The sequence below is a fragment of the Streptomyces sp. NPDC037401 genome, assembly GCF_055602345.1.
On the sequence record NZ_JBVJWO010000013.1, the window covers coordinates 115222 to 137059 of the forward strand.

Genomic DNA, 21838 nt, shown 5'->3' on the forward strand with positions numbered 1-21838 from the left:
TTATGAGGGGCTTTACGTGATATGGGATGAAGCGTCCGGTGAGGGTGGTGCCGACGCGCTGACCGTGCTCACCCTGCTCGCCCAGGAAGCCCCGCGCGAGCGGTTCGACGACCTGCTGCGCACCGCGCGCGAGGACCCCGCCGGCACCCCGGAGCAACTCGCCGTGCTGGAACAGGCGGTGCAGCTCGCCCGGACCGTGCACGCCACCGTGGACCAGCGGGGCCGGCGCGAGGCCGGGATGGCCGCCCTGGTCGACACGGCACGGGACATGACCTCCCCGTACGATCTCGACGGCCTCCTCCGCGTGATCGCCGGCCGGGCCCGGCGGCTGCTCGGCTTCGACATGGCGTACATCAGCCTGCGGAAGCCCGGGGGCGGCTCGTACGTCCACTCCTCCGACGGCGAGACGACCATGTTCAACGTCGGCCTCCAGATCGACACCGGCCACGGCCTGGGCGAGGCGGCCCAGGACAAGCGGGCGCCGTTCTGGACCGCCGACTACCTGAACGACACGGCGTTCCCGCACTCCGAGCGCATCGACGAGGTCGTACGGGCCGAAGGGCTGCGCGCCATCCTCGCCGTCCCGCTCTGCCACGGCAGCACCACGGTCGGCGCGCTCTACGGCGCCGACCGCAAGCTGCGCCACTTCACGCCGGACGAGGTGAGCCTGATGCGCTCGCTGGCCGACCTCGCGGCGGTCGCGCTGGAGAAGGCCCGGCTGATGGAGCGCACCAAGTCGGAACTGGCGCAGCTCTCGCAGCGCAGTGCCCGCGAGCGGGCCGAGATCGGCCGCAGCCGCGAACTGGCCGCCTCCCGGGACCGGTTGGCGTCGATGGTCCTGGACGGGACCGATCTGGCCGAGGTCGCCGCCGTGACGGCGGAGGTGCTCGGCGGGACCGTGTACCTGTACGACCCGGCGGGACGCCTGCTGTCCGGGGCCGCGCAGCCCCCCGTCGCGTCCGGCGCGTCCGATGCGCAGCCCGCCGCCTCGTCCGTCGCCCTCGCCGCCGCCGGGCCTTCCGCCGTGCCGTCGCTCGCGCCGACCCGCGCACCGTCGCTCCCGCTCCCCGCCGGACCCTCCGGCGGGGAGACCGCGGACCCGGAGGAGCCCACTGACGAGGCCGTGGCCAGGGCTTTGCTGGCCGCCCTCGCCGCCCGCGCCCCGGTCGCCGTCACCGACACGCTGTGGGCCGCCCCGCTCAGCGCCGGCACCGAGGAGCTGGGCGTCCTGCTCCTGCGGCCCCGGGACCCCCTCGGCCCGGAGGAGAGCGGGTTCCTCGGCTACGCGTCGCGCACCGCCGCCCTCCTCCTGAAGCTCCAGCGCGGCGCCGCCGTCACCGCCGGCCCGGTCGGCGACGAGCTCTTCGACGACCTCCTCGTCGGAACCTCCCGGTCCCCGCGCCGGCTGGCCGAACGCGCCCGCCGGCTGGGCATCGACGCCACCCGCCCGCACTCCGTCGTCGTGGTCCGCCCGGAGGGAGCCGAGCAGGGCCAGGCCCTCGCCTGGGCCTCGCTCTACGCCCACCGCAAGTCCGGGCTGAAGACCGTGCACGGCGGCGGCATCGTGCTGCTCCTGCCCGAGCCGGACCCGTCCGCGGCCGCCGGGGCCGCGCACCGAGAGATCTCCACGCTGCTGGGCCAGCCCGTGTCCGTCGCGTCGGCCGGTCCCGCCCGCGCCCTGGCGGAGATCAAGGAGGTCTACGACGAGGCGCAGCGCTCCCTGGAGGCCCTGATCGCCCTCGGCGGCGAGGGCTCCGCGGCCGCCACCGGCGACCTCGGCTTCCTCGGCATGCTGCTCTCCGACGACCTCGACGTCGACCGGTACATCGACTCCACCTTCGGAGCGGTGCTCAAGTACGACGAGCAGCGGGACGCCGAGCTGGTCCGGACCCTGGAGGCGTACTTCGCCTCGCAGGCCAGCCCGACCCGGGCGGCCGGGATCCTGCACGTGCACCCGAACACCGTCTCGCGGCGCCTGGAACGGCTCACGGAACTGCTCGGCGCGGACTGGCAGGAGCCGTCCCGGGCGCTGGAGATACAGCTCGCCCTGCGCCTGCTGCACACCCGCGAGCTGCTCCGCCACCGCCACGGCGGCACGCACCGCCGGGTGCCCCGTCAGGCCGACAGCGCGGAGGGATAGCTTCCCCGCCGGCCCTGTCGGCTCTGCGGGACCCGTCCGGACGACGGCCCGGCGGCCCCGGCGGCCCCGGCGGCCCCGGCGTCCCCGCCGAGCCCGACGAGGCGGTCCAGCGCGTTGGCGGCGTGTGCGGCGGAGGCGAGGGTGATGTGCCGGTGCCAGCCCCGGAAGGACCTGCCTTCGAAGTCCCGCAGGCCCGCCTCGTCACCGCCGCGCTCCAGGTCGTGCCCGACCCGGGTCGCCAGCCGGATGGTCCGCAGCAGGGTTTCGGGCCGTACCCGCGGTGAGTTGGTGATCCACAGGCCCTCCGGTGGGGCCTGCGGGTCGGTCCACTCGCCGAGCAGCAGCAGCCCCGGGCCGGTGGCCGGGCCCGCCGGAGCCGCCCCGGGCAGACCCGCCCGTACGGTCGTCACGAGCGAGGTCCGCGGCGCGTCCGGGCACTGCGGATCGTTCCAGAAGGCGGGTCTGCGCAGGCCTTTGACGGACGACAGGATCTGCCGGGCCGCCAGCGGGCCCCGGCCGTGCCCGGGCAGGGCCGGGTCCTCGACCGTGAGCCGAGTGTCCTCGGTGACCCGTACCACTGCGGGCACCCCGGCCGCGCCGAACTGCCGCAGTACCGCGCCGACGCGGTTGACCGGCAGGTCCAGGACGACCGGCCGCCGCGGCCCGTACGAGAGGCGTACGCCCTGCAGTGCCGCCGCGGTCGCGCACTCCTCCAGGGTCTCGGGCCCCAGGTCGGCCGGGATCTCGGCGCGCCGCCGCCGCAGCGCGTCCCCGGTCCAGCTGTCCGGCAGGAACAGCCGCCAGTGCACGGGCGTGCTCAGGGCGGGGGCCGCCTGCCAGACGCCGAACGCCTGCTGCCCGCGGAAGACATGGCCCAGCAGCGGGTCGACGGCGCGGTCGACGCCCACCGAGCGCTCCCCGGTCTTCGGGATGGACAGCAGCCGCACCACCAGGGCGTGCGGGGGGACGACCCGGCCCACGTGGGCGGCGAGGGCGGCCCGGACCGGCATCCAGTCCCAGGTGGAGCTGCTGATGAAGTGGTGCAGGCTCTGCTCCATCGCCTCCTCGCCCAGGTGGGCGGCGATGTTCCGGATCGACTTGCGGCCGCGTGCGACGAGCAGCCCGCGCAGGTACTGCTCGCCCTTGATCCGCTGGTCCCGCCGCGCCAGCGACGCGAACAGGCTGTCGCACAGCTCGCCGGTCACCGTGCCGGCGTGCCGTCCGCGCCTGTCCCGGAGCGTAGGCGTGTGCATGCGATCCCCCTGCCGTGCAGTGGGGGGCCGTCCGGCCTCCCCCTATCCCCCTACAGGCTCGCCGGGAGGGGGAGGCCGGGAGAAGGTGCGCCGGCCACCCTCTCGGGCCCGCCGGTGGGGGTCCGGCCACCACGCCGTACCGGAGGCCTCGCCGAAGGCAGCGGAAGGCAGCGGAAGGAAGCGAAAAGAAGCCGGGAAAAAGGTGAAACATTGCGGGAGGCCCGGCGCGTCAATGAGGTGAAGAACATCTGAGGGGGAGCCATGAGACAGGCGCGCAGAGAGGCGTTCCGCGAGTTCGCGGACGCCCGGTCAGGCCATTTGTTCCGTTCGGCCTGCCTGTTGACCAGCGGCGACACCCATCTCGCCGAGGACCTGGTGCAGGAGACCCTGGGCCGGATGTACCTGCTGTGGGGGCGGATCTCGCGGATCGGCAATCCGGCCGCGTACGCGCAGACCGTCCTGGTCCGTACGTTCCTCACCCACCAGCGGCGCCGGTCCGCGACGGAGCGTCCGATCGGGGAGATGCCCGACAGCTGGGCCGCCCCCGGCGGCGACCCGACGCTCCGGCTGACCCTGCTCGACGCCCTGGCCCGGCTTTCGGCCAAGGACCGGGCGGTGGTCGTCCTGCGCTACTGGGAGGACCGCAGCATCGAGGAGACGGCCGACGCGATGAACGTCAGCTCCGCAGCCGTCCGTACCCGCACGACCCGGGCGCTGTCCCGGCTGCGCGAACATCTGGGCGGCTCGCTTCCCGAGCTCGTCGCGCACTGACCCGCATCACCCCTCCCCACCTCCCCACCTCTGTGGAAAGGTCTGGTTCCCCATGCCCTTTGAAGACGAACTCGGCGAAGCACTCCGGCAGACCGGGGACATCTTCGCGACCGACCGGCGCGCCCTCGTTGATGCCGGGGAGCAGCGCGGCCAGCGCCTGGTGCGGCGCCGGCGGGCGGCCGTCGTCGGCGGCAGCGTTCTCGCCCTGGCGGCCATCGCGACGACCGGCGCGTACACGGGCGGGCTGCTCGGCGGCGACGGCACGGCCAGGACCGCGGTCGCCGCGCCCGGCGATCCCAAGCAGCCCGACTTCGGCGACGTGCGCGACGCCATGGACGCACGGCGTCTGGGGACCGGCAAGGTCAGCGCCGAGCAGCTGGTCAAGACGTTGAAGGAGCTCCTGCCGAGCGGCAAGCTCACCGAGACCGAGGCCCGCGGCACCGGCGACCAGATGGGCCCGATGGTCTCCGGCGTCTTCGACGACGGGCAGGGCAAGTCGGCGTTCAGCGTGGGCCTGTCCCGCATCGACCCCAAGGGCAGCCAGGCCAAGGACCTCACGGTCTGCCCCGACGAGTACGCCGTGCCCCACGACGCGTGCACCGTCGACAAGCTGCCCGGCGGCTCGAAGGTGCTGGTCATCCAGGGCTACGAGTACCCCGACCGGCGCGAGGACACCAAGCTCTGGCGGGCCACCCTCGTCACCAAGGAGGGCTACGTCGTCGACGCGAGCGAGTGGAACGCGCCCGCCCAGAAGGGCGCCGCGGTCTCCCGCCCGAACCCGCCGCTGACCGCGGCCCAGCTCAAGGCGCTGGCCACGTCGGCCGAGTGGCTGCCCGCGGTGAGCGACCTGCCGCCCGTGAAGGACCGGCCGTCGTCGCAGCCGCCGAGCCTGAACCGCCCGGTGCTGCCGGTGCTGCTCTCGCACCTGCCCAAGGACCTGACCTTCATCCGCAAGGAAGGCGGCGGCGAGGGCGCCCTCGTCATCATGGACGACGGCAAGGGCAAGTTCCACGTGTCCGTCCAGCTCCAGACGGGCATGGCCGACCTCGCGGACATGCTGTACACCGGCCCGGACGTGACCACGCTGCCCGACGGCACGAAGGTCAAGCGCACCCAGCAGGCGGGCGAGAAGGGCGGCGAGGGCGTGGTCTGGTGGACCGTCGAGACGCTGAGCCCGGAGGGCCTGCGGATCATCGTGAGCGCCTTCAACTCCCCGGCCCAGCACCTGCCGGCGACCCGTCCGGAGCCCGGCGTGACCATGGCCCAGCTGGAGGAGATCGCCAGGGACCCGCGGCTGACCAAGGGCAAGTGACCCCGGGTCGGCTTCACTTCGCGTCGGCGTAGCACTCCACGACCGCGGTCGTGAAGGGGAAGCGCACCGGAGTCTCACCGAAGGCGATCCGCCCGGCCAGATCGGCAGCCGAGCGGATCGCCTTCGTCACGTCCGCGGCCTCCTCGGCCGGGCAGTGCACGATCACCTCGTCGTGCTGGAAGAAGACCAGCTCGGCCCGGAGTCCCGCGAGGGCCTGCCGCAGCGCGGCCAGCATCAGCAGGGCCCAGTCGGCGGCGCTGCCCTGCACGACGAAGTTGCGCGTGAAGCGGCCGCGGGCCCGGGTGTTGGTCGAGGCGTACCCCGGGGTCCACTCGTCCTGCGGCAGACCGGCCTCGCCGCCGTCGGCGCCGTCCGGGTCCGCGGTGGCCGCCGGCGGGCAGGTGCGGCCCAGCCAGGTGCGTACGAGCCGTCCCTCCTCGCCCGCCCGCGCCGCCTCGTCGACGTACTCCACGGCCCGGGGGAAACGGCGGCGCAGCGCGGCCAGGTTCTTCAGGCCGTCGCCGGACGTCTGGCCGTACACCGCGCCGAGAACGGCCAGCTTCGCCATGTCGCGGTCGCCGGAGAACGCGCGGTCGGAGACGGCTTTGTACAGGTCGCCGGGCTGCCCCGCGACCTCCATCAGCCCCCGGTCGCGCGAGATCGCCGCCAGCACCCGCGGCTCCATCTGGTCGGCGTCCGCCACGACCAGCCGCCAGCCCGGGTCGGCCACCACGGCCCGGCGGATCACCTTGGGGATCTGGAGGGCTCCGCCGCCGTTGGTCACCCAGCGGCCCGTGACGGTGCCGCCGGGGACGTACTCCGGTCTGAACCGGCCCTCGTGCACCCAGTCCTGGAGCCAGGCCCAGCCGTGTGCGGTGTAGATGCGGTACAGCTTCTTGAAGGCGAGGAGGGGTTCGACGGCGGGGTGGTCGAGCTCCTGGAGCTCCCAGCGGCGGGTGGACTTCACCTTGATCCCGGCCTCCGCGAACGCCTTGACCACATCGGCGGGCAGCTCGGGCCGGACCCGGCGGCCGAAGGCCGCCGAGACCTCGTCGGCGAGCTCGGCGAGGCGGCGGGGCTGCCCGCCGGCGTACCGCTCGCCGAGCAGCTCGGTGAGCACCGCGCGGTGCACGTCCGCCCGCCACGGCAGCCCGGTGCCGTTCATCTCGGCGGCCACCAGCATCCCCGCCGACTCCGCGGCGGTCAGCAGCCGCATCCGGTCCGGGTGCACGGCCGCGTCGTGCCGCCGGTGCTGGTCGGCGTACACCTCCAGCAGGTCTTCGAACGAGACCGGCGTGCTGCGCGGCTCGAACAGCGAGGACTGGGTGCCGGGGGCCGCGGAGCGCAGCGGCGGATCCGGGGGTACGGGGGCGTGCCGCAGCCGGGCGACGGCGGCCGCGGCGGAGCGCGGCTCCCCGAAGCGGCCCTCGTGGCCCAGCAGGAGCAGCTCGGCGTCCTCGATGTCGTAGCACCGCTCGACGCGGACCCCGGCGGCGAGCAGGCGGGGATAGACCTCGTGGGTGGCGCGCCAGATCCAGCGGGTGGCGGGCGGCGCGGCCGCGACCGCGGAGGCCAGGTCCGGTGCGGTCCTGACCTCTCCGGCCGGGCGGCCGTCGGCGCCGAGGGGCACCGTCTGCACCCGCCCGCCGTCGCTCTCGCCCAGGGCCCACCGCTCGCTCATGGGTGCGAGTGTGGCACCGCGCACTGACAATCCCCTCGCCCCACGCGGCCCGGCGCCGGACCGGATCAGGGGAGGTGGCGGCGGTGCGGGGCGACGTTGGCGCGGTCGGCGGCCGTGGTGCCGTCCGTCCAGCCCGCGTGGTCGGTGGCCCCCCGCAGCCGGGTGGTGGTCGTCCGCGGGAAGAGCTCCTCCGCGCGCGAGGTCACGGCCACGTCGCGGGCCGCCAGCACCGGCAGCAGGGAGGCGCCGCCGGCCTCCTCGGCGGCGTGCGAGGCGGTCTCCTCGAGCCGGTGCCCGATCCGGCTGGCGTACGCGAGGAAGAAGGACTGCCGGAAGGTCTTCGTGCGCTTGCGGCCGCCCGTCCGCTGGGCGTGCTCGGCCCGGGTCATCGCCGAGGTGCCCTGGACGAGCAGGGAGGTGTAGAGCAGCTCGACCGCCTCGAGGTCCGCTTCGAATCCGACCACGGTCGAGAACTCGAAGTGGCCGTTCCACACCGCCCGGCAGCGGTTCGCCGTGGCCACCGCGTCCAGCAGGACGGCCTTCGCCTCCTCGTACGGCGGCTCCACGCCGATCCGGCAGGCGCCGGGCACCTGCGCGGGCCCGGTGCCGCGCGCCGCGAGCAGCGCCTCGTCCACGGTGTGCCGCGCCATCAGCTCCTGGGCCTTCGCGCTGAGCGCCTCCGCCTCCTCCGGATACTGCGTGGCCTCCGCTTTCGCGAGCAGCGCCCGGATCCGGGCCAGCATCTTCGGGTCGCCGTGCACGCCCTCCACCACGGACAGCGGGTCGCCCGGCACGGGTCCCACCGGCTCGATCGACGGCAGCCGGATCAGCAGGCGCAGCAGCTCCAGCAGATCGGTGGCCAGGGTGAAGCGGTCCGCCGACTCGCGCCGGGCCAGCCCGGCCGCGTAATGCTCGTCGTCGCCCCACCACACGCCCTCCCCGCCCAGCGCGGCCAGCTGCGCCTGCCAGCGGCCGGGCAGGCGCGCGTACCGTCGCCCCTCCGCGGCGATCAGGTCGGCGGCCAGCCGCAGGTGTCGCTCGCCGCCCAGCTCGCGGCGGACCAGCCGCACCACGTCGGCGGGCTGCCAGCCCCGCTCCCAGGCCTGGCGTACGAAGCCCTCGCCGCGGCGCAGCAGCTCACGGCCGGTGCCGGGCCAGGCGTCGGCGTCGGCGGCGAGCAGCGAGGCACCGGTGTCGAGGCCGGTGTCGTCCTGGGAGTACAGGGCGGCCGCGAAGGCCTGGTCGACGAGGGTGTGCATCCCTCCAGGGTAGGAGGAGGGCCGGCCGGGACGCCCGGGGGTAGGGCTGGCACTACCCCCGGGACGCCCTTCAGTGGTCGTGATCGCGGGGCCGCGGGCCGGGAGCCTGGGGGCATGAAGCCGCAGACCGCACCGACCGCACCGATCGAAGAGTCCGAACAGTCCGAACAGTCCGAACAGAACGCGCCGAGCGCAGTCGCCGCAGCCGCCGGCCGGCCCGCCGTGCTGCTGAGCGCGCTGCGCCGCAGCTACGGCGAGGTCCACGCCCTCGACGGGGTCGACCTCTCCTTCGCGGCGGGCACCTTCACCGCCGTGATGGGCCCCTCGGGGTCGGGGAAGTCCACGCTGCTCCAGTGCGCGGCCGGGCTGGACCGGCCGACCGCCGGCCGGGTGACCGTCGGGGACACCGAGCTCAGCGGCCTGAGCGAGCGCCGGCTGACCCTGCTGCGGCGCGACCGGATCGGCTTCGTCTTCCAGTCCTTCAACCTCATCCCGACGCTGACCGCCGCGCAGAACGTCGCCCTGCCGCTGCGGCTCGCGGGCCGCCGTCCGGCGCGGGCGGAGGTACGGGCGGCCCTGGCCCGGGTCGGGCTGGCCGAGCGGGCCGGGCACCGGCCCACCGAGCTGTCCGGCGGGCAGCAGCAGCGGGTCGCGATCGCGCGGGCGCTGATCACCCGGCCCGCGGTGCTGTTCGGGGACGAGCCGACGGGTGCGCTGGACACGGCGACCAGCCGCGAGGTGCTCGTGATGCTGCGGGACCTCGTCGACCGCGAAGGCCAGACGATCATCATGGTCACGCACGATCCGGTGGCCGCGTCGTACGCGGACCGCGTGGTCTTCCTCGTCGACGGCCGGGTCGCGGGCGAGCTGGCCGCACCGCGGGCCGGGGACGTCGCCGCGCGGATGGCCAACCTGGAGTCGGCGGGCGGGAGTTCGGCCGCAGGCGGGAGTTCGGCCGCGGCCGGGACTCCTGCTGTGGCCGGCTGGGAGGCCGTGGCGTGCTGACCCTCCTGCTCGGCGGGCTGCGCGCCCGCTGGATGTCCTTCGCCGGCAGCTTCACCGCGCTCGCCCTCGGGGTGGGCCTGGTCGCCACCATGCTGCTGGGCCTCGCGGCCACCCTCGACCCGCCGCACCGCGCCCCGGAGCGGTTCGCCCGCTCGACCGTCGTGGTCGTGGGCCAGGACCGGCTGACCGTACCCGTCCCGCGCGGTCCGAAGACCGGACGGGTCACGCACGAGCTCGTCCATCCACACCCTGTGGACGGCGCGCTGCTCCGGGAGCTCCGCGCGCTCGGGCCGGTCGACACCGGCGGCGCTGCGCGGCCCCTGCGGGCGGTCGGCGTCGACGCGCCCGCGGAGCGGGTCCGGGCCGTCGTCGGCGACCGGGGCCGGGTGCTGACCGGCGACGACCGCCGCGAGGCCGACCGGCCCTCGCCCGCGCAGGACGCGGAGGCCCTGATGAGCGTCAACGCCCTGCTGGGCACGGCGGGCGGGGTGACCGGTTTCGTCTCGGTCTTCGTCGTCGCCTCGACCTTCGCCTTCGCGGTGGCCCTGCGGCGGCGGGAGTTCGGGCTGCTGCGCACCGCCGGCGCCACCCCGGGGCAGCTGCGCCGGATGCTGCTCGCCGAGGCCCTCGTGGTCGGGGTGCTCGCCTCGGCGGCCGGCTGCGCGCTGGGCCGCTGGGGAGCCCCGCGGCTGGCGGCGTTCCTCGCCGACGGGGAACTCGCACCGCAGTGGTTCCGGATCGGGACGCAGACCTGGCCCCTGTGGACGGCCTTCGCGGTCGGACTCGGCGTCGCCGTAGCCGGGGTGTGGGCGGCCTCGCGCCGGGCCGGCCGGGTCTGTCCGGTCGAGGCGCTGCGCGAGGCCGCCGTGGACGAGGGCGCGATGCCGTGGTCGCGGCGGCTGGTGGGCGCCCTCCTGCTGGCGGGCGGACTGGCCCTGCTCGGCTGGTCGCTGACGGACCGTCCGGCGGGCCTGCTGGGCCGCAAGTCGTACACGGTGCAGCCGATGGTGCTGATCACCGCGGTGGCGGTGCTCTCCCCGCTGCTGGTCCGTCCGCTGGCGCGGGTGCTGCGGCTGCCGCGGGAGGGCGCGACGGGCCTGCTCGTACGGGAGAACACCGCGGGCGCGGTACGGCGTACGGCCGCCGTCGCGGCGCCCGTGCTCATCACGGTGGCGCTGGCCGGGTCGCTGCTCGGGTCGGCGGGGACGGTGGCCCGGACGAAGGCGGCCGAGGTGCGGGCCCGTACGGCGGCCGATCTGGTCGTGACGCCCCGGGCGGACGGTGGCCCGGGGCTGCGCGCGGCGGCGGTGCCCGGCGCGCTCGCCTCGCCGTCCGCCCCGACGGCGCTGTACGTGCCCGAGGAGGACGGGGTCGCGGTGGTGAAGGCGCAGGCCCGCGCGGTGTCCGACCCGGATGCGCTGGCCCGGGTGAGCAGCCTGCCGGTGGTCGCGGGGGACGTGCGCGCGCTCGACGACTCCTCGGTCGTCGTGAACGACGAATGGGAACGGCACACGGTCGGCGAGTCCGTCGACGTGTGGCGCGGCGACGGCAGCCGGGCCCGGCTGCGGATCGTGGCCGTCCTGGCCCGCGGGACCGGGGACGAGGGCGCGTACGTGACGGCCGCGAACGCGCCGGGCGCGGCGGTGGACCGGATCGACGTGAGGCTCGACGGGTCCGCACCGCGGGCCGCGGTCGAGGCGGGACTCGCCGCCGCCACCGGCGGGTTGGTGCGGACGGCGGACGCCTGGCTCGCCGACACGGAACCGGGCGCCGACCGCAAGACCCGGCTCGGGATGGCGGTCGTCCTCGGCATCGCCCTGCTCTACACGGCGATCGCCCTGGCCAACACCCTGCTCATGGCCACCTCGGCGCGGCGGCGCGAGCTCGCGTCCCTGCGGCTGGCCGGGGCCACCCGGGGGCAGGTGCTGCGGGTCGTCGCCGGCGAGGCTCTGCTCGCGGTCCTCCTGGGAACGGTCCTCGGACTCGCGGTGACCGCGGTCAACCTGGGCGGGCTGCTGGGGGCGCTGGCGCTGCTGGACGCGCCGGCCGCACCGTCCGTCCCGTGGGCCGCGCTCGCCGCCGTCACCGGAGCCTGCGCCCTGGTCGCCGTGGCGGCCGCGCTCCCGCCGGCCTTCCGCACCACCCGCGGCTGATGCCGCGCTCCCGGAGAGGCCGGCCCGGCGCCCCGGCTCACGGCCCGCTCACCGCACAGGATCGTTACTGCGGCGGGTCTTCGCTGCGCAGCGCCCTGGTCTCGGCCTTGAGGATCCGCAGCGACTTGCCGGCCGAACGGGCCATCTCCGGGAGCTTCTTCGAGCCGAAGACCAGCAGGCAGACGATGGCGAGCACCGCCAGGTGCCAGGGTTCGAAGCCATTCCTGATCATGCGAAAAACCCACTTCCGGAAGACGACCGGGCTGCCCATCAAACCCCCTGACGGGCACTCCGGACAAATCTTGAGAAGTCCTGAAAACTGGTCAACCGGCTAATCTCGACGCCATGAGCTGGCTCCGGGCGCTGAAGGAGACCGCCCGATCCGGGATGAAGGTCGAGCGGGCCCGGCTGGAGCCGCTCGTCGCGATCCGCGCCGCCGCCGGACACGCCGCCGTGATCGCCGCGGGCGGTGTAGTCCAGGCGCTGCTCATCGTGCTGTTCCCGGTCCGCCGCTGGGGCGCCCAGGGCGACGCCCTCGCCGACGCCCTGGCCGCCGAGGCGGACTACGCCCGCCGGCTGCGCCACGACCCGCTGGCGCCCTTCGACCCCGCACCGCTGATGACGGCCCGCGCCGCGGCATCCGTCACCCCGCGCCAGGCCCGCCGCCGCCCCGCCGAACTGCACGGCGCCCGCGGCCTCGCCGAGCGGATCCGCCCCGTGCTCGCCTCCCTGGCCGACCCCGCGGTCGGCGCCCCCGCCGAGTCGATCATCCGGCCCACACTGCCGAGGCTGGCCCCCCTGGTCCTGCGCGCCGCCCTCGCCCACTGCGGGCCCCCGGGACGGCGGTATTTCCCGGTGGTGCGGCTCGGCTCGTGGAGGCACTCGACGAACTGTCCGACGCCTTGGGCACCTAATCTGTGACCGTACGGACACCCCGCGTGCACGTGCATCTGCCCATGCAGGCGCATATGAACACAGCTATGATCCGGTGCAGTTGACATCAGTAACGGGGGCGTCCTGTGGACCACGCGTACAACGGCATGGCAGCCACAGAACTGGACGGGGTGATCTGGCAGAAGAGCAGGCACAGCAATTCGCAGGGCTCCTGTGTGGAGTTCGCCAAACTGCCCGGGGGCAATGTCGCGGTGCGCAACTCGCGGTTTCCCGAAGGGCCTGCGCTGGTGTACACGCCGGCGGAGATAGAGGCGCTGCTGCTGGGCGTCAAGGACGGGGAGTTCGACCACCTCACCGGCCCCTGACCCGGCTCGGTTGCGGACGGTGCCCGGCACCCCCTGACGTACGTGCGCAACGCACACGCACACGCACATGCACGAGCGCCCGGCCCTCAGGCCGGGCGCTTCGTCGTATCCCCTGGATGCCCCGCGGGTCGCGCGGGCCGGTCAGTCCTGGAGCAGGAACAGCGCCCACACGACCTTGCCGGTGAGCCGGCCGACGGAAGGCGCGTCCCCCGCGAAGAGGGGGGAGGGGTGCCAGCCCCAGCCGTCGCTGTACGAGTCCACGAGGAACAGCCCCCGGCCCGACTCCGCGTCGAAGTTCTCCTCCGTGCGCTCCGGCGAGAACGGCTTGCCGGAGCCCGCCGGACACTCCTCGCTGGGGTCCCGCACCGCGCACACCAGGCGGGTGCTCCACCGCAGCAGGTGCAGGCGGACCGGCGCGTCCTGCTCGCCCTCGCGCGGGTGGTCCGGCAGGGCGTGCCGGAGCGCGTTGGTGACGAGTTCGGAGACGACCAGGGCGACGTCGTCGAAGCGGTCGTCAAGACCCCACTGGCCGAGCGTCGAGCGGGTGAATGAACGGGCGCCCCGCACCGCTTCGAACCGGGCGGGCAGGGCGCAGGATGCGGACCCGGAAGCAGCCGTGGGGTCGACCGGGGGCAGCCCCTGCCGTAAAGGCTCGAGCATGGTCGATCCATTCGTCCCCATGCGAGGCACTCCCGGAAGTCGCGGACGGAGCGGTACTGCGGGGCGGGCCCTGTGCGCATGCGCGGATTGCACGCAGCTGCGCGGGCACCATGGTTCCGAATGCGTAGGGCAGATGCAAGGGCAGATGCACGTGCACGCGCCGGACCTGTCCGTTCCCGTGACGGTTCTTGCTCATTTCTTCCTACGCATACTTACGGACTTCTTTTCCGGCAACCTCGATTCCGTTACAGAACGAGTACGGGCCACTGCGTTTTGGTGGCAGACTGCGGGACCCGGGGCAACGGGGGCCTCACGCAATCAGGCACGGACAGGCAAAGACAGACGCACACACCGCGATGGGGAGGGTTGGAGAAGTGACCGCAACCGAGTCGAACGGCTCAGTGGTGCGGCGCATCCTCCTGGGGTCTCAGCTCAGGCGACTGCGTGAATCCCGTGGGATCACCCGTGAGGCGGCCGGCTACTCGATCCGCGCGTCCGAATCGAAGATCAGCCGCTTGGAGTTGGGCAGGGTGAGCTTCAAGGCCAGAGACGTCGAGGATCTGCTGACCCTCTACGGAGTCACCGACGGATCCGAGCGCGAATCGCTGCTCGGTCTCGTCCGCGAGGCCAACGCGGCCGGCTGGTGGCACAGTTACGGAGACGTCCTTCCCGGGTGGTTCCAGACCTACATCGGTCTGGAGGGCGCCGCATCGCTCATCCGCATCTACGAAGTGCAGTTCGTCCACGGCCTGTTGCAGACCGAGGCGTACGCGCACGCCGTCGTGAGCCGGGGCATGCCCCACGCGTCGACCGCGGAGATCGACCGCCGCGTCGCGCTGCGCCTGGAGCGCCAGAAGGTCCTCGTCGCCGAGAACGCCCCGGTCTTCCACGCCGTGCTGGACGAGGCCGCACTGCGCCGCCCGTACGGCGACCGGAGCGTGATGCGCGGCCAGTTGGAGCACCTGATCGAGTTCTCGCAGCGGCCGAACGTACGGCTCCAGGTCATGCCGTTCAGCTTCGGCGGGCACGCGGGCGAAAGCGGAGCCTTCACGCTGCTGCGTTTCCCCGAGTCGGACCTGCAGGACATCGTCTATCTGGAACAGCTCACCAGCGCCCTCTACCTGGACAAGGACGAGGAGGTCGCCCAGTACGGCCGGGCGATGGAGCGGCTCCAGGCGGACTGCCCGGACCCGGGGGCAACCCGGGATCTTCTCCGCGGTCTGCTCCAACTGTCTTGAAGCGCACGTAGGATGACGGCCATTCAGCATTGTCGGGTCATCGGGGTCCGGCGGGTGCAACGGTGCTCCCGCCGCTCGCAGTAAGGGATGGCATGTCCATATTCACCGAGCTGGCTCACCAGTACATAGACGGCGAATGGCTGGCCGGGACCGGCTCGTGGGACATCATCGACGTCAATCCGTACAACGGCGAGAAGCTCGCCGCGATCACCGTGGCCACCGTGGAGCAGGTGGACCGGGCCTACCGGGCGGCCGAGCGGGCGCAGCGCGCCTGGGCCGAGACCAGCCCCTACGACAGACGCGCGGTCCTGGAGAGAGTCCTCGCCCTGACGGGCGAACGCGAGGCGGAGATCATCGAGATGATGATCGACGAGCTCGGCGGCACCCGGACGAAGGCCGCGTACGAGGTCTGGATCGCCAAGGAGTTCCTGCGCGAGGCCATGCAGCTCGCCGTCCGCCCCGAGGGCCGCATCCTGCCCTCGCCGGTGCCGGGCAAGGAGAACCGGGTCCAGCGGCTGCCCGTCGGAGTGGTCTCCGTCATCAGCCCCTTCAACTTCCCGTTCCTCGTGACCCTGAAGTCCGTGGCCCCGGCCCTCGCCCTCGGCAACGCCGTCGTGATCAAGCCGAACCAGAACGCCCCGGTGGTCGGCGGCGGGGTCATCGCCAAGCTCTTCGAGGACGCCGGGCTCCCGGCGGGCCTGCTGAACGTCCTGGTCACCGACATCGCCGAGATAGGCGATGCGCTGCTCACCCATCCCGTGCCGAAGGTGATCTCCTTCGCCGGCTCGGACCGGGTCGGCCGGCACGTGGGCGCGGTCGCCGCCCGCCACTTCAAGCGGACCGTGCTGGAGCTGAGCGGCAACAGCGCCCTGGTCGTCCTGGACGACGCGGACCTCGACTACGCCGTCGACGCGGCCGTCTTCAGCCGGTTCGTGTACCAGGGCCAGGTCTGCATGGCGGCCAACCGGATCCTCGTGGACCGCTCCGTGGCCGACGAGTTCACCGCCCGCTTCACCGCCCGGGTCAAGGGCCTCAAGACCGGCGACCCCCGCGAGGACGACACCCAGATCGGCCCGCTCATCAACTCCTTCCAGGCCGACGCCCTCACCGCGCTCGTCGACCGGGCCGTCGAGGACGGCGCGACCGTGCTCGTCCGCGGCAGCACGCGCGGCAACCTCGTCGAGCCGACCGTCCTGACCGGCCTGCCCGAGGACTCCCCGCTGCTGGGCCAGGAGATCTTCGGCCCGGTGGCCCTGATCGTGCCCTTCGACGGCGAGGAGGAGGGCGTACGGCTGGCCAACGCCACGCCGTACGGGCTGAGCGGCGCCGTGCACACCCGGGACGTGGAGCGCGGCGTGCGGTTCGCCCAGCGGGTCGAGACCGGAATGATCCACGTCAACGACTCCACGATCGGGGACGAGCCGCTGGCCGCCTTCGGCGGGGAGAAGGCCTCCGGACTGGGCCGCCTGAACGGCGACGCGACCGTCGAGGCCTTCACCACCCAGAAGTGGATCTCCGTGCAGCACGGCCGCACGGAATTCCCCTTCTAGGCGGCGCCCATCTAGGACAGGGGCTGACCGCAAGGGTCCGTAGCGTGTGTCGTGTCGGCAGAACGGCATCCCACCACGCACGGTACGACGGAGGCGGTTGGTCATGGTCACTCACGTTCCCGCAGAGGCCCGGGGCGACGAGCGCGGCGCGCTCCTCGCGTTCGCGGAGGCCCAGCGCGGCGCCATCCGGCGCTCGCTGCTCGGACTCACCGAGGAGCAGGCGGCGAGCCGCCCCAGCGCGAGCGAGCTCTCGCTGTCCGGGCTGCTCAAGCACGTGGCGGAGACGGAGCTGAACTGGCTGCGGCTGGCGCAGCAGCGCCCGAACGAGCGTCAGCGCACCGAGGAGACCTGGGCGGAGAGCTTCCGGCTGGTCGGCGACGAGACGACCGGAGCCACCCTGGCCTTCTGGGACGGGGTCGCGGCGGAGACGGAGGCCTTCGTCCGGTCCGTGCCGAGCCTCGACGACACCTTCCCGCTCCCCGAGGCCCCGTGGTTCCCGCCGGAGGGCAAGGTCTCGATGCGCTGGCTCGTCCTCCACCTGATCGAGGAGTTCGCCCGGCACGCCGGCCACGCGGACATCGTCCGCGAGTCGCTCGACGGCGGCACGTCCTTCGCCCTGATCGCGGCGGAACAGAGCGCGGCAGGGCAGGGCGCGGCAGGGCAGGGCTAAGCCGGGGGGTCGTCCGCCGAGGTGGTCGTGGCGAACGGGTTCTCCTGGCCCTCGGCGAGGACGCCGATGAAGGGCTCGCCCTCGCCGGAGAACACGTACGCCCCGCCCTCGATCCGGGCGATCAGCCCCCGGGTCCAGTCGGCCTCGGCGTCGGCGGAGTGGACCCACATGTTCATGATCTCGCCGATGTGGCCCAGCTGTTCCGGGCCCTCCTCGGGGACGTAGTACTCGGTCACGGCGCTGCGCCAGCCGGCCAGCTTCTCCAGGCGGGCGCCGAGCAGCCGGAGGGCCTCGGCGCGCGGCAGGTCGACCATGAAGCCGATCGCGGCGGAGAGCACGTCGCGGTTCTGGTCGTAGGCGGCGAGCGCCTCGCGCAGCAGCCGGAAGAACTCCTCGCGGCCGGCGTCGGTCAGCTCGTACTCGGTGCGGGGCGGGCCGCCGGCGGCGCTGGGGGCCACCTCGTGGGCCAGCAGGACGCCCTGCTTCGCCATCTGCTTGAGCGCGTGGTAGATCGAGCCGGGCTTGGCGTTGGACCACTCGTGGGCGCCCCAGTACTCCAGGTCGTTGCGCACCTGGTAGCCGTGCGCCCGGCCGTGCTGACGGACGGCGCCGAGGACGAGAAGACGGATCGCAGACATGCGACCCACACTATTCAAGTTTGACGAATCGGAAAACCGGGCAGTACGGTGAGCGGCGGCTAGTCAAGATTGACTAGTTGGAATGGAGGCGGGTGCGATGGCGGAATACGAGGCGGCGATCTTCGTCAACGGCGTGCACAAGAGGTACGGGGAGAAGCGGGCCCTGGACGGGCTGGACCTGGCCGTGGGGCGCGGCACGGTGCACGGGGTGCTCGGCCCGAACGGCGCGGGCAAGACCACGGCCGTACGGATCATGAGCACCCTGCTGCGCCACGACGCGGGCGAGGTACGGGTCGCAGGACTGGACGTACGGACCCGCGCGGCCGAGGTCCGGAGCCGGATCGGTCTGCTCGGGCAGCACGCGGCGGTGGACGAGGAGCTCGGCGGGCGGCAGAACCTGGAGATGTTCGGGCGGCTCTACCACCTGGGGGCCCGGCGCGCCGGGGTGCGGGCCGACGAGCTGCTGGAGCGCTTCGGGCTCGCGGACGCCGGCCGCAAGCCGGTGCGCCAGTACAGCGGCGGCATGCGGCGCCGCCTGGACCTCGCGGCGTCGCTGATCACGGACCCGGAGGTGCTGTTCCTGGACGAGCCGACGACCGGGCTGGACCCGCGGGGGCGCGCGGAGGTCTGGTCGGCGGTGCGCTCGCTGGTGGGCGGCGGCGCGACCGTGCTGCTGACCACGCAGTACCTGGAAGAGGCGGACCGGCTGGCCGACCGGATCTCGGTGATCGACGGCGGCCGGGCGGTGGCGGAGGGCACGCCGGACCAGCTGAAGGAGAAGGTGGGCGGCGACCGGGTGGAGGTGGTCCTGCCGGACGCGGCCGCACTGGCGGCGGCGGTACGGGTGCTGCCGGGCGGCGAGGCGGACGAGGAGGGCCTGCGGCTGAGCCTGCCGGCGCCCGACCGGCTGGGGGTGCTCGGGCATGCCGTGCGGGCCCTGGCCGACGCGGGCGTCGAGGCGTCGGACATCGCGGTCCGGCGCCCGACCCTCGACGAGGTGTTCCTCAGACTGACGGGCTCGAAGACGGTGGAGGCAGCGGCATGAGTGCGGCGTGGGTGGTCTCGGACTCCTGGACGATGACGCGGCGGGAGCTGGCGCACTGGGCCAGGCAGCCCGTCCAGGTGCTGGTCGGACTGGTCTTCCCGGTGATGATGCTGCTGATGTTCGCCTACCTGATCGGGGGCGGGCGCGCCATCGAGGGGGAGTACGTCGACTTCCTCGTACCCGGGATGCTGGCGCTCACGATGGTGTTCGGGCTGGAGGGCACGATGTTGGCCGTCACCCAGGACCTGAACAAGGGCGTGATCGACCGCTTCCGCTCGATGCCGATGACGCCCGGGGCGGTGCTCGTGGGCCGTAGCGCGGCCGACATGCTGCAGTCGGCGCTGGGCCTGCTGGTGCTGGCCGGGGTCGGCCTGGCCCTGGGCTGGCGCTGGCACGGCTCGGCGGCGCAGGCGGTGGCGGCGTTCGGGCTGCTGCTCCTGCTGCGGTTCGCGATGCTGTGGGTGGGGATCCACCTGGCGATGGTGGCGGGCAAGCCGGAGTTCGTGCAGGCCGTGCAGATCCTGGTGTGGCCGGTCGGATTCCTGTCGAACGCGTTCGCCACGCCGGAGTCGATGCCGGGCTGGCTGGGGGCGGCCGTCGAATGGAACCCGATGTCGGCGACGGCGACGGCGGTCCGCGAGCTGTTCGGCAACCCGGCCGGGATCCCGGACTCCTGGGCGTACTCCCACGCGACGCTCCTGGCCGTGGCCTGGCCCCTCGCCCTCCTGGCGGTCTTCTTCCCCCTGGCCGTCCACCGCTTCCGCTCCCTCTCCCGCTGACGCCAGGCCACTTCCAGCCCCGCCGGAGGCCGGCCGAGCCTGCCTCCGGCGGCGCCTCGATCGCCGGCGGGGCTTGATGTGGCTGCTGTCGGCTCCCGCTCGCGGGCGAGTTGCGGCCACGTTCAGCCCCGCCGGCGTTTGAGGCACGGGGGCCGGGGCGGAGCCCCGGTGGGTCAGCGGAGCGGGGTGCCCGACGGGGTCAGCTGCATGAGGGGGCGCGACGTCACCAGGAGCCACGCCGGGAGCGTGGCCACGCACAGCAGCGGGAGCAGCCCCGAGGCCGTGGGGGCCAGGACCGCCGCCGTGAACAGGCTCAGCCAGCCCTGCCGCGTCACCGCCAGCAGCACCCCGAGCACCCCGCACGTCACCCCCACCGTCATGTGCACCGCAGGTACCACCGCATGGGCGGCCATCCCCAGCGCCACCCCCACGAACAACGCCGGGAAGATCCGCCCGCCCCGGAAGCCCGCAGCGGACGCGACGACCAGCGCGACCAGCTTCACCCCGGCCATCAGCAGCAGCGTGGCCCCGGAATACGCCCCCGGGTCCAGGGTCAGTTCGCGGACCTCGTCCAGCCCCTTGAACAGCGTGAGCGGGCCGCCCAGCGCCCCCAGCAGCGCCAGGACCACCCCGCCCGCCGTCAGCATCACCACCGGATGCGGCAGGGCGTGGAAGACCCGGTGCGCGTACGGGAAGACGTACACCGCCGCCATCCCCGCCAGCGCCCCCGCCGACGCGACCACCAGCGCGGCCAGCAGGTCGCCCCAGCCCGGCCGGTCGAACGCCGGCAGGGCCAGCGCGAAGGACGGCTGGGCGATCAGCGTGGCCGTCAGCCCGGCCGCTCCCGCCGCCACCAGCGGCCCGAACAGCCGGTCCCACAGCGCGCCCTGGTCGCCGGACTCGGCGGCGCGCGGGGTCGTCAGCGTCTCCGTCAGCACCAGCGCGGCCGCCACCGGCGTCCCGAACAGCGCCCCCACCGTCCCCGCCACCGCCAGCATCACCCACAGCTGCGCCGGGGCGCCGGGGACCAGCTTCCGGCCCAGCCACCAGGCCAGCGCGATGTTCGCCGCCGTGATCGGGTTCTCCGGGCCCAGGCTCACCCCGCCCGCCAGCGCCAGCCCGCTCGCCAGCAGCAGCCCCGGCACCACCCCGGGCGGCAGCGGCGCGTCCACCAGCCCGGTCGTGGCCGGGTCCGGGCCCGCGTGTCCGTGCACCTTCCAGACGACGAGTCCCACCGCCGCGCCCGTCGCGGCCAGCACGGCGAGCATCCACACCACGGAGTACCGGCCCACCCCCACCGCGTCCGGAAGGGTCTCCCACAGCACCTGCTTGAGCAGTTCGGCAAGCTCGCTCACGCCGAGCAGCAGCAGGCTCGCCCCGACCCCGACGGCCAGCGCGGGGAGGGCGATGCCGAGCAGGGCGCGGGGACTCATCGTCATCCGCTTAACGTAGTGGGGCATTTCGGGCGCGGCATCCCGGCTTGCACCTCACGCCGCGTGAGGGACCACAGTGAGGTGCGTACCGACCAGAGGACAGGGGAGCGGGAACGATGAGCTACTCCGTGGGCCGGGTCGCCGGTGTCGCCGGGGTGACGGTGCGCACGCTGCACCACTACGACGAGATCGGCCTGCTCTCGCCGAGCGGGCGCAGCCACGCCGGGCACCGGCGCTACGAGGACGCCGACCTCGACCGGCTGCAGCAGATCCTGTTCTACCGGGAGCTCGGATTCCCGCTCGAACAGGTGGCCGTCCTCCTGGACGACCCGGACACCGATCCGCAGGAGCACCTGCGCCGCCAGCACGCGCTGCTGGCGGACCGGATCACCCGGCTCCAGGCCATGGCGGCCGCAGTCGAGCGCGCGATGGAGGCACGCAGGATGAGCATCAACCTCACCCCGGAGGAGAAGTTCGAGGTCTTCGGGGACCACGACCCGGAGCAGTACGCCGAAGAGGCCGAGCGGCGCTGGGGCGACACCGACGCCTACCGGGAGTCGGCCCGCCGCAGCGCCTCGTACACCAAGGAGGACTGGAAGCGGATCACGGCGGAGGGTGAGGACGTCACCCGCCGGATGGCCGAGGCCATGGACGCCGGCGTCCCGGCGGACTCCCCGCAGGGCATGGACCTCGCCGAGGAGCACCGCGGCTGGATCACCCGCAGCCACTACACCTGCTCGTACGAGATGCACCGCTGCCTGGGTGAGATGTACGTGGCCGACGAGCGGTTCACCGCCGCGTACGAGGCCGTCCGGCCGGGCCTCGCGCGCTTCGTGCGGGACGCGATCGTGGCGAACGCCGACCGGCACGCCCCGCAGGACAGTGCGTAAGGTGCCGGCAAAAAAAGGGTAAATGGCAGGAAAAGCAGACCCCTCCGGGTACTGGAACCGGGCGGGGTCTGCATGTGTTGATAATTGGGAGGCACCTCTTCC

General features: G+C 73.6%; 19 protein-coding genes and 1 pseudogene. 13 read left to right on the forward strand and 7 right to left on the reverse strand.

Annotation, left to right across the window (positions count from 1 at the left end):
• Window positions 1-16: 16 nt before the first annotated feature.
• Window positions 17-2140: a helix-turn-helix domain-containing protein gene (locus tag ACZ7H1_RS16130; protein ID WP_470787162.1), complete on the forward strand. Its 2124-nt coding sequence runs from the start codon at window positions 17-19 to the stop codon at window positions 2138-2140.
• On the opposite strand, the gene ACZ7H1_RS16135 is transcribed toward ACZ7H1_RS16130, so the two are convergent.
• A complete protein-coding gene (locus tag ACZ7H1_RS16135; RefSeq protein ID WP_470787164.1) occupies window positions 2116-3393 on the reverse strand; it encodes an IS701 family transposase in 1278 nt (425 codons plus the stop codon). The two genes, ACZ7H1_RS16130 and ACZ7H1_RS16135, sit on opposite strands and share 25 nt — an antisense overlap.
• Window positions 3394-3654: 261 nt before the next feature.
• Between ACZ7H1_RS16135 and ACZ7H1_RS16140 the strand changes: the two genes are divergently transcribed.
• Together ACZ7H1_RS16140 and ACZ7H1_RS16145 are read left to right on the forward strand one after the other, a co-directional pair.
• Window positions 3655-4164, forward strand: coding sequence for a SigE family RNA polymerase sigma factor (locus tag ACZ7H1_RS16140; protein ID WP_470787166.1), 510 nt, complete (start codon window positions 3655-3657; stop codon window positions 4162-4164).
• 52 nt (window positions 4165-4216) lie between these two features.
• Window positions 4217-5476: a hypothetical protein gene (locus ACZ7H1_RS16145; RefSeq protein WP_470787167.1), complete on the forward strand. Its 1260-nt coding sequence runs from the start codon at window positions 4217-4219 to the stop codon at window positions 5474-5476.
• 13 nt (window positions 5477-5489) lie between these two features.
• Here ACZ7H1_RS16145 and ACZ7H1_RS16150 read toward each other — a convergent pair whose 3' ends face one another.
• Both ACZ7H1_RS16150 and ACZ7H1_RS16155 read right to left on the reverse strand, forming a co-directional pair.
• Window positions 5490-7157: a bifunctional 3'-5' exonuclease/DNA polymerase gene (locus ACZ7H1_RS16150; RefSeq protein ID WP_470787169.1), complete on the reverse strand. Its 1668-nt coding sequence runs from the start codon at window positions 7155-7157 to the stop codon at window positions 5490-5492.
• Window positions 7158-7222: 65 nt separating this feature from the next.
• Window positions 7223-8416 carry a DUF2786 domain-containing protein gene (locus tag ACZ7H1_RS16155; protein WP_470787170.1) on the reverse strand — a complete coding sequence of 398 codons (1194 nt, stop codon included), beginning with the start codon at window positions 8414-8416 and terminating at the stop codon, window positions 7223-7225.
• 114 nt (window positions 8417-8530) lie between these two features.
• On the opposite strand from ACZ7H1_RS16155, the gene ACZ7H1_RS16160 reads away from it, so the two are divergent.
• Both ACZ7H1_RS16160 and ACZ7H1_RS16165 read left to right on the forward strand, forming a co-directional pair.
• Window positions 8531-9421 (forward strand): ABC transporter ATP-binding protein, encoded by an 891-nt coding sequence (locus tag ACZ7H1_RS16160; RefSeq protein WP_470787172.1) that lies wholly within the window; start codon window positions 8531-8533, stop codon window positions 9419-9421.
• On the forward strand, window positions 9415-11574 hold the full coding sequence (locus ACZ7H1_RS16165) for an ABC transporter permease (protein WP_470787173.1): 2160 nt from the start codon (window positions 9415-9417) through the stop codon (window positions 11572-11574). Before ACZ7H1_RS16160 ends, ACZ7H1_RS16165 begins: the two co-directional genes overlap by 7 nt.
• Before the next feature lie 64 nt (window positions 11575-11638).
• Here the strand turns inward: ACZ7H1_RS16165 and tatA are convergent, their stop codons facing one another.
• Window positions 11639-11806 (reverse strand): Sec-independent protein translocase subunit TatA, encoded by a 168-nt coding sequence (gene tatA, locus ACZ7H1_RS16170; RefSeq protein ID WP_470787175.1) that lies wholly within the window; start codon window positions 11804-11806, stop codon window positions 11639-11641.
• Window positions 11807-11919: 113 nt separating this feature from the next.
• On the opposite strand from tatA, the pseudogene ACZ7H1_RS16175 reads away from it, so the two are divergent.
• Together ACZ7H1_RS16175 and ACZ7H1_RS16180 are read left to right on the forward strand one after the other, a co-directional pair.
• A pseudogene (locus ACZ7H1_RS16175) lies at window positions 11920-12348 on the forward strand (hypothetical protein); the annotation flags it as partial.
• 245 nt (window positions 12349-12593) lie between these two features.
• On the forward strand, window positions 12594-12833 hold the full coding sequence (locus tag ACZ7H1_RS16180; RefSeq protein WP_470787177.1) for a DUF397 domain-containing protein: 240 nt from the start codon (window positions 12594-12596) through the stop codon (window positions 12831-12833).
• A gap of 141 nt (window positions 12834-12974) precedes the next feature.
• Here ACZ7H1_RS16180 and ACZ7H1_RS16185 read toward each other — a convergent pair whose 3' ends face one another.
• Entirely contained in the window at window positions 12975-13514 is a 540-nt protein-coding gene (locus tag ACZ7H1_RS16185; RefSeq protein WP_470787178.1) for an ATP-binding protein, read from the reverse strand.
• 335 nt (window positions 13515-13849) lie between these two features.
• On the opposite strand from ACZ7H1_RS16185, the gene ACZ7H1_RS16190 reads away from it, so the two are divergent.
• The 3 genes from ACZ7H1_RS16190 (at window position 13850) to ACZ7H1_RS16200 (ending at window position 16951) form a co-directional block, all read left to right on the forward strand.
• On the forward strand, window positions 13850-14731 hold the full coding sequence (locus tag ACZ7H1_RS16190; protein ID WP_470787180.1) for a helix-turn-helix domain-containing protein: 882 nt from the start codon (window positions 13850-13852) through the stop codon (window positions 14729-14731).
• Window positions 14732-14823: 92 nt separating this feature from the next.
• Complete coding sequence (locus ACZ7H1_RS16195) at window positions 14824-16281, forward strand: aldehyde dehydrogenase family protein (protein ID WP_470787182.1); 1458 nt, start codon at window positions 14824-14826, stop codon at window positions 16279-16281.
• 103 nt (window positions 16282-16384) lie between these two features.
• Complete coding sequence (locus ACZ7H1_RS16200) at window positions 16385-16951, forward strand: DinB family protein (RefSeq protein ID WP_470787183.1); 567 nt, start codon at window positions 16385-16387, stop codon at window positions 16949-16951.
• Here the strand turns inward: ACZ7H1_RS16200 and ACZ7H1_RS16205 are convergent.
• On the reverse strand, window positions 16948-17589 hold the full coding sequence (locus ACZ7H1_RS16205) for a PadR family transcriptional regulator (RefSeq protein ID WP_470787184.1): 642 nt from the start codon (window positions 17587-17589) through the stop codon (window positions 16948-16950). The two genes, ACZ7H1_RS16200 and ACZ7H1_RS16205, sit on opposite strands and share 4 nt — an antisense overlap.
• A gap of 97 nt (window positions 17590-17686) precedes the next feature.
• Between ACZ7H1_RS16205 and ACZ7H1_RS16210 the strand changes: the two genes are divergently transcribed.
• Window positions 17687-18634: an ATP-binding cassette domain-containing protein gene (locus tag ACZ7H1_RS16210; protein ID WP_470787186.1), complete on the forward strand. Its 948-nt coding sequence runs from the start codon at window positions 17687-17689 to the stop codon at window positions 18632-18634.
• A complete protein-coding gene (locus tag ACZ7H1_RS16215) occupies window positions 18631-19413 on the forward strand; it encodes an ABC transporter permease (protein ID WP_470787188.1) in 783 nt (260 codons plus the stop codon). The genes ACZ7H1_RS16210 and ACZ7H1_RS16215 overlap by 4 nt, the downstream gene beginning before the upstream one ends.
• 173 nt (window positions 19414-19586) lie before the next feature.
• On the opposite strand, the gene ACZ7H1_RS16220 is transcribed toward ACZ7H1_RS16215, so the two are convergent.
• Complete coding sequence (locus tag ACZ7H1_RS16220; RefSeq protein ID WP_470787190.1) at window positions 19587-20852, reverse strand: ion channel protein; 1266 nt, start codon at window positions 20850-20852, stop codon at window positions 19587-19589.
• A gap of 110 nt (window positions 20853-20962) precedes the next feature.
• On the opposite strand from ACZ7H1_RS16220, the gene ACZ7H1_RS16225 reads away from it, so the two are divergent.
• The gene (locus ACZ7H1_RS16225) at window positions 20963-21736 is read left to right on the forward strand and encodes a MerR family transcriptional regulator (protein WP_470787192.1); all 774 of its coding nucleotides are present in this window, start codon (window positions 20963-20965) and stop codon (window positions 21734-21736) included.
• Window positions 21737-21838: the final 102 nt, after the last annotated feature.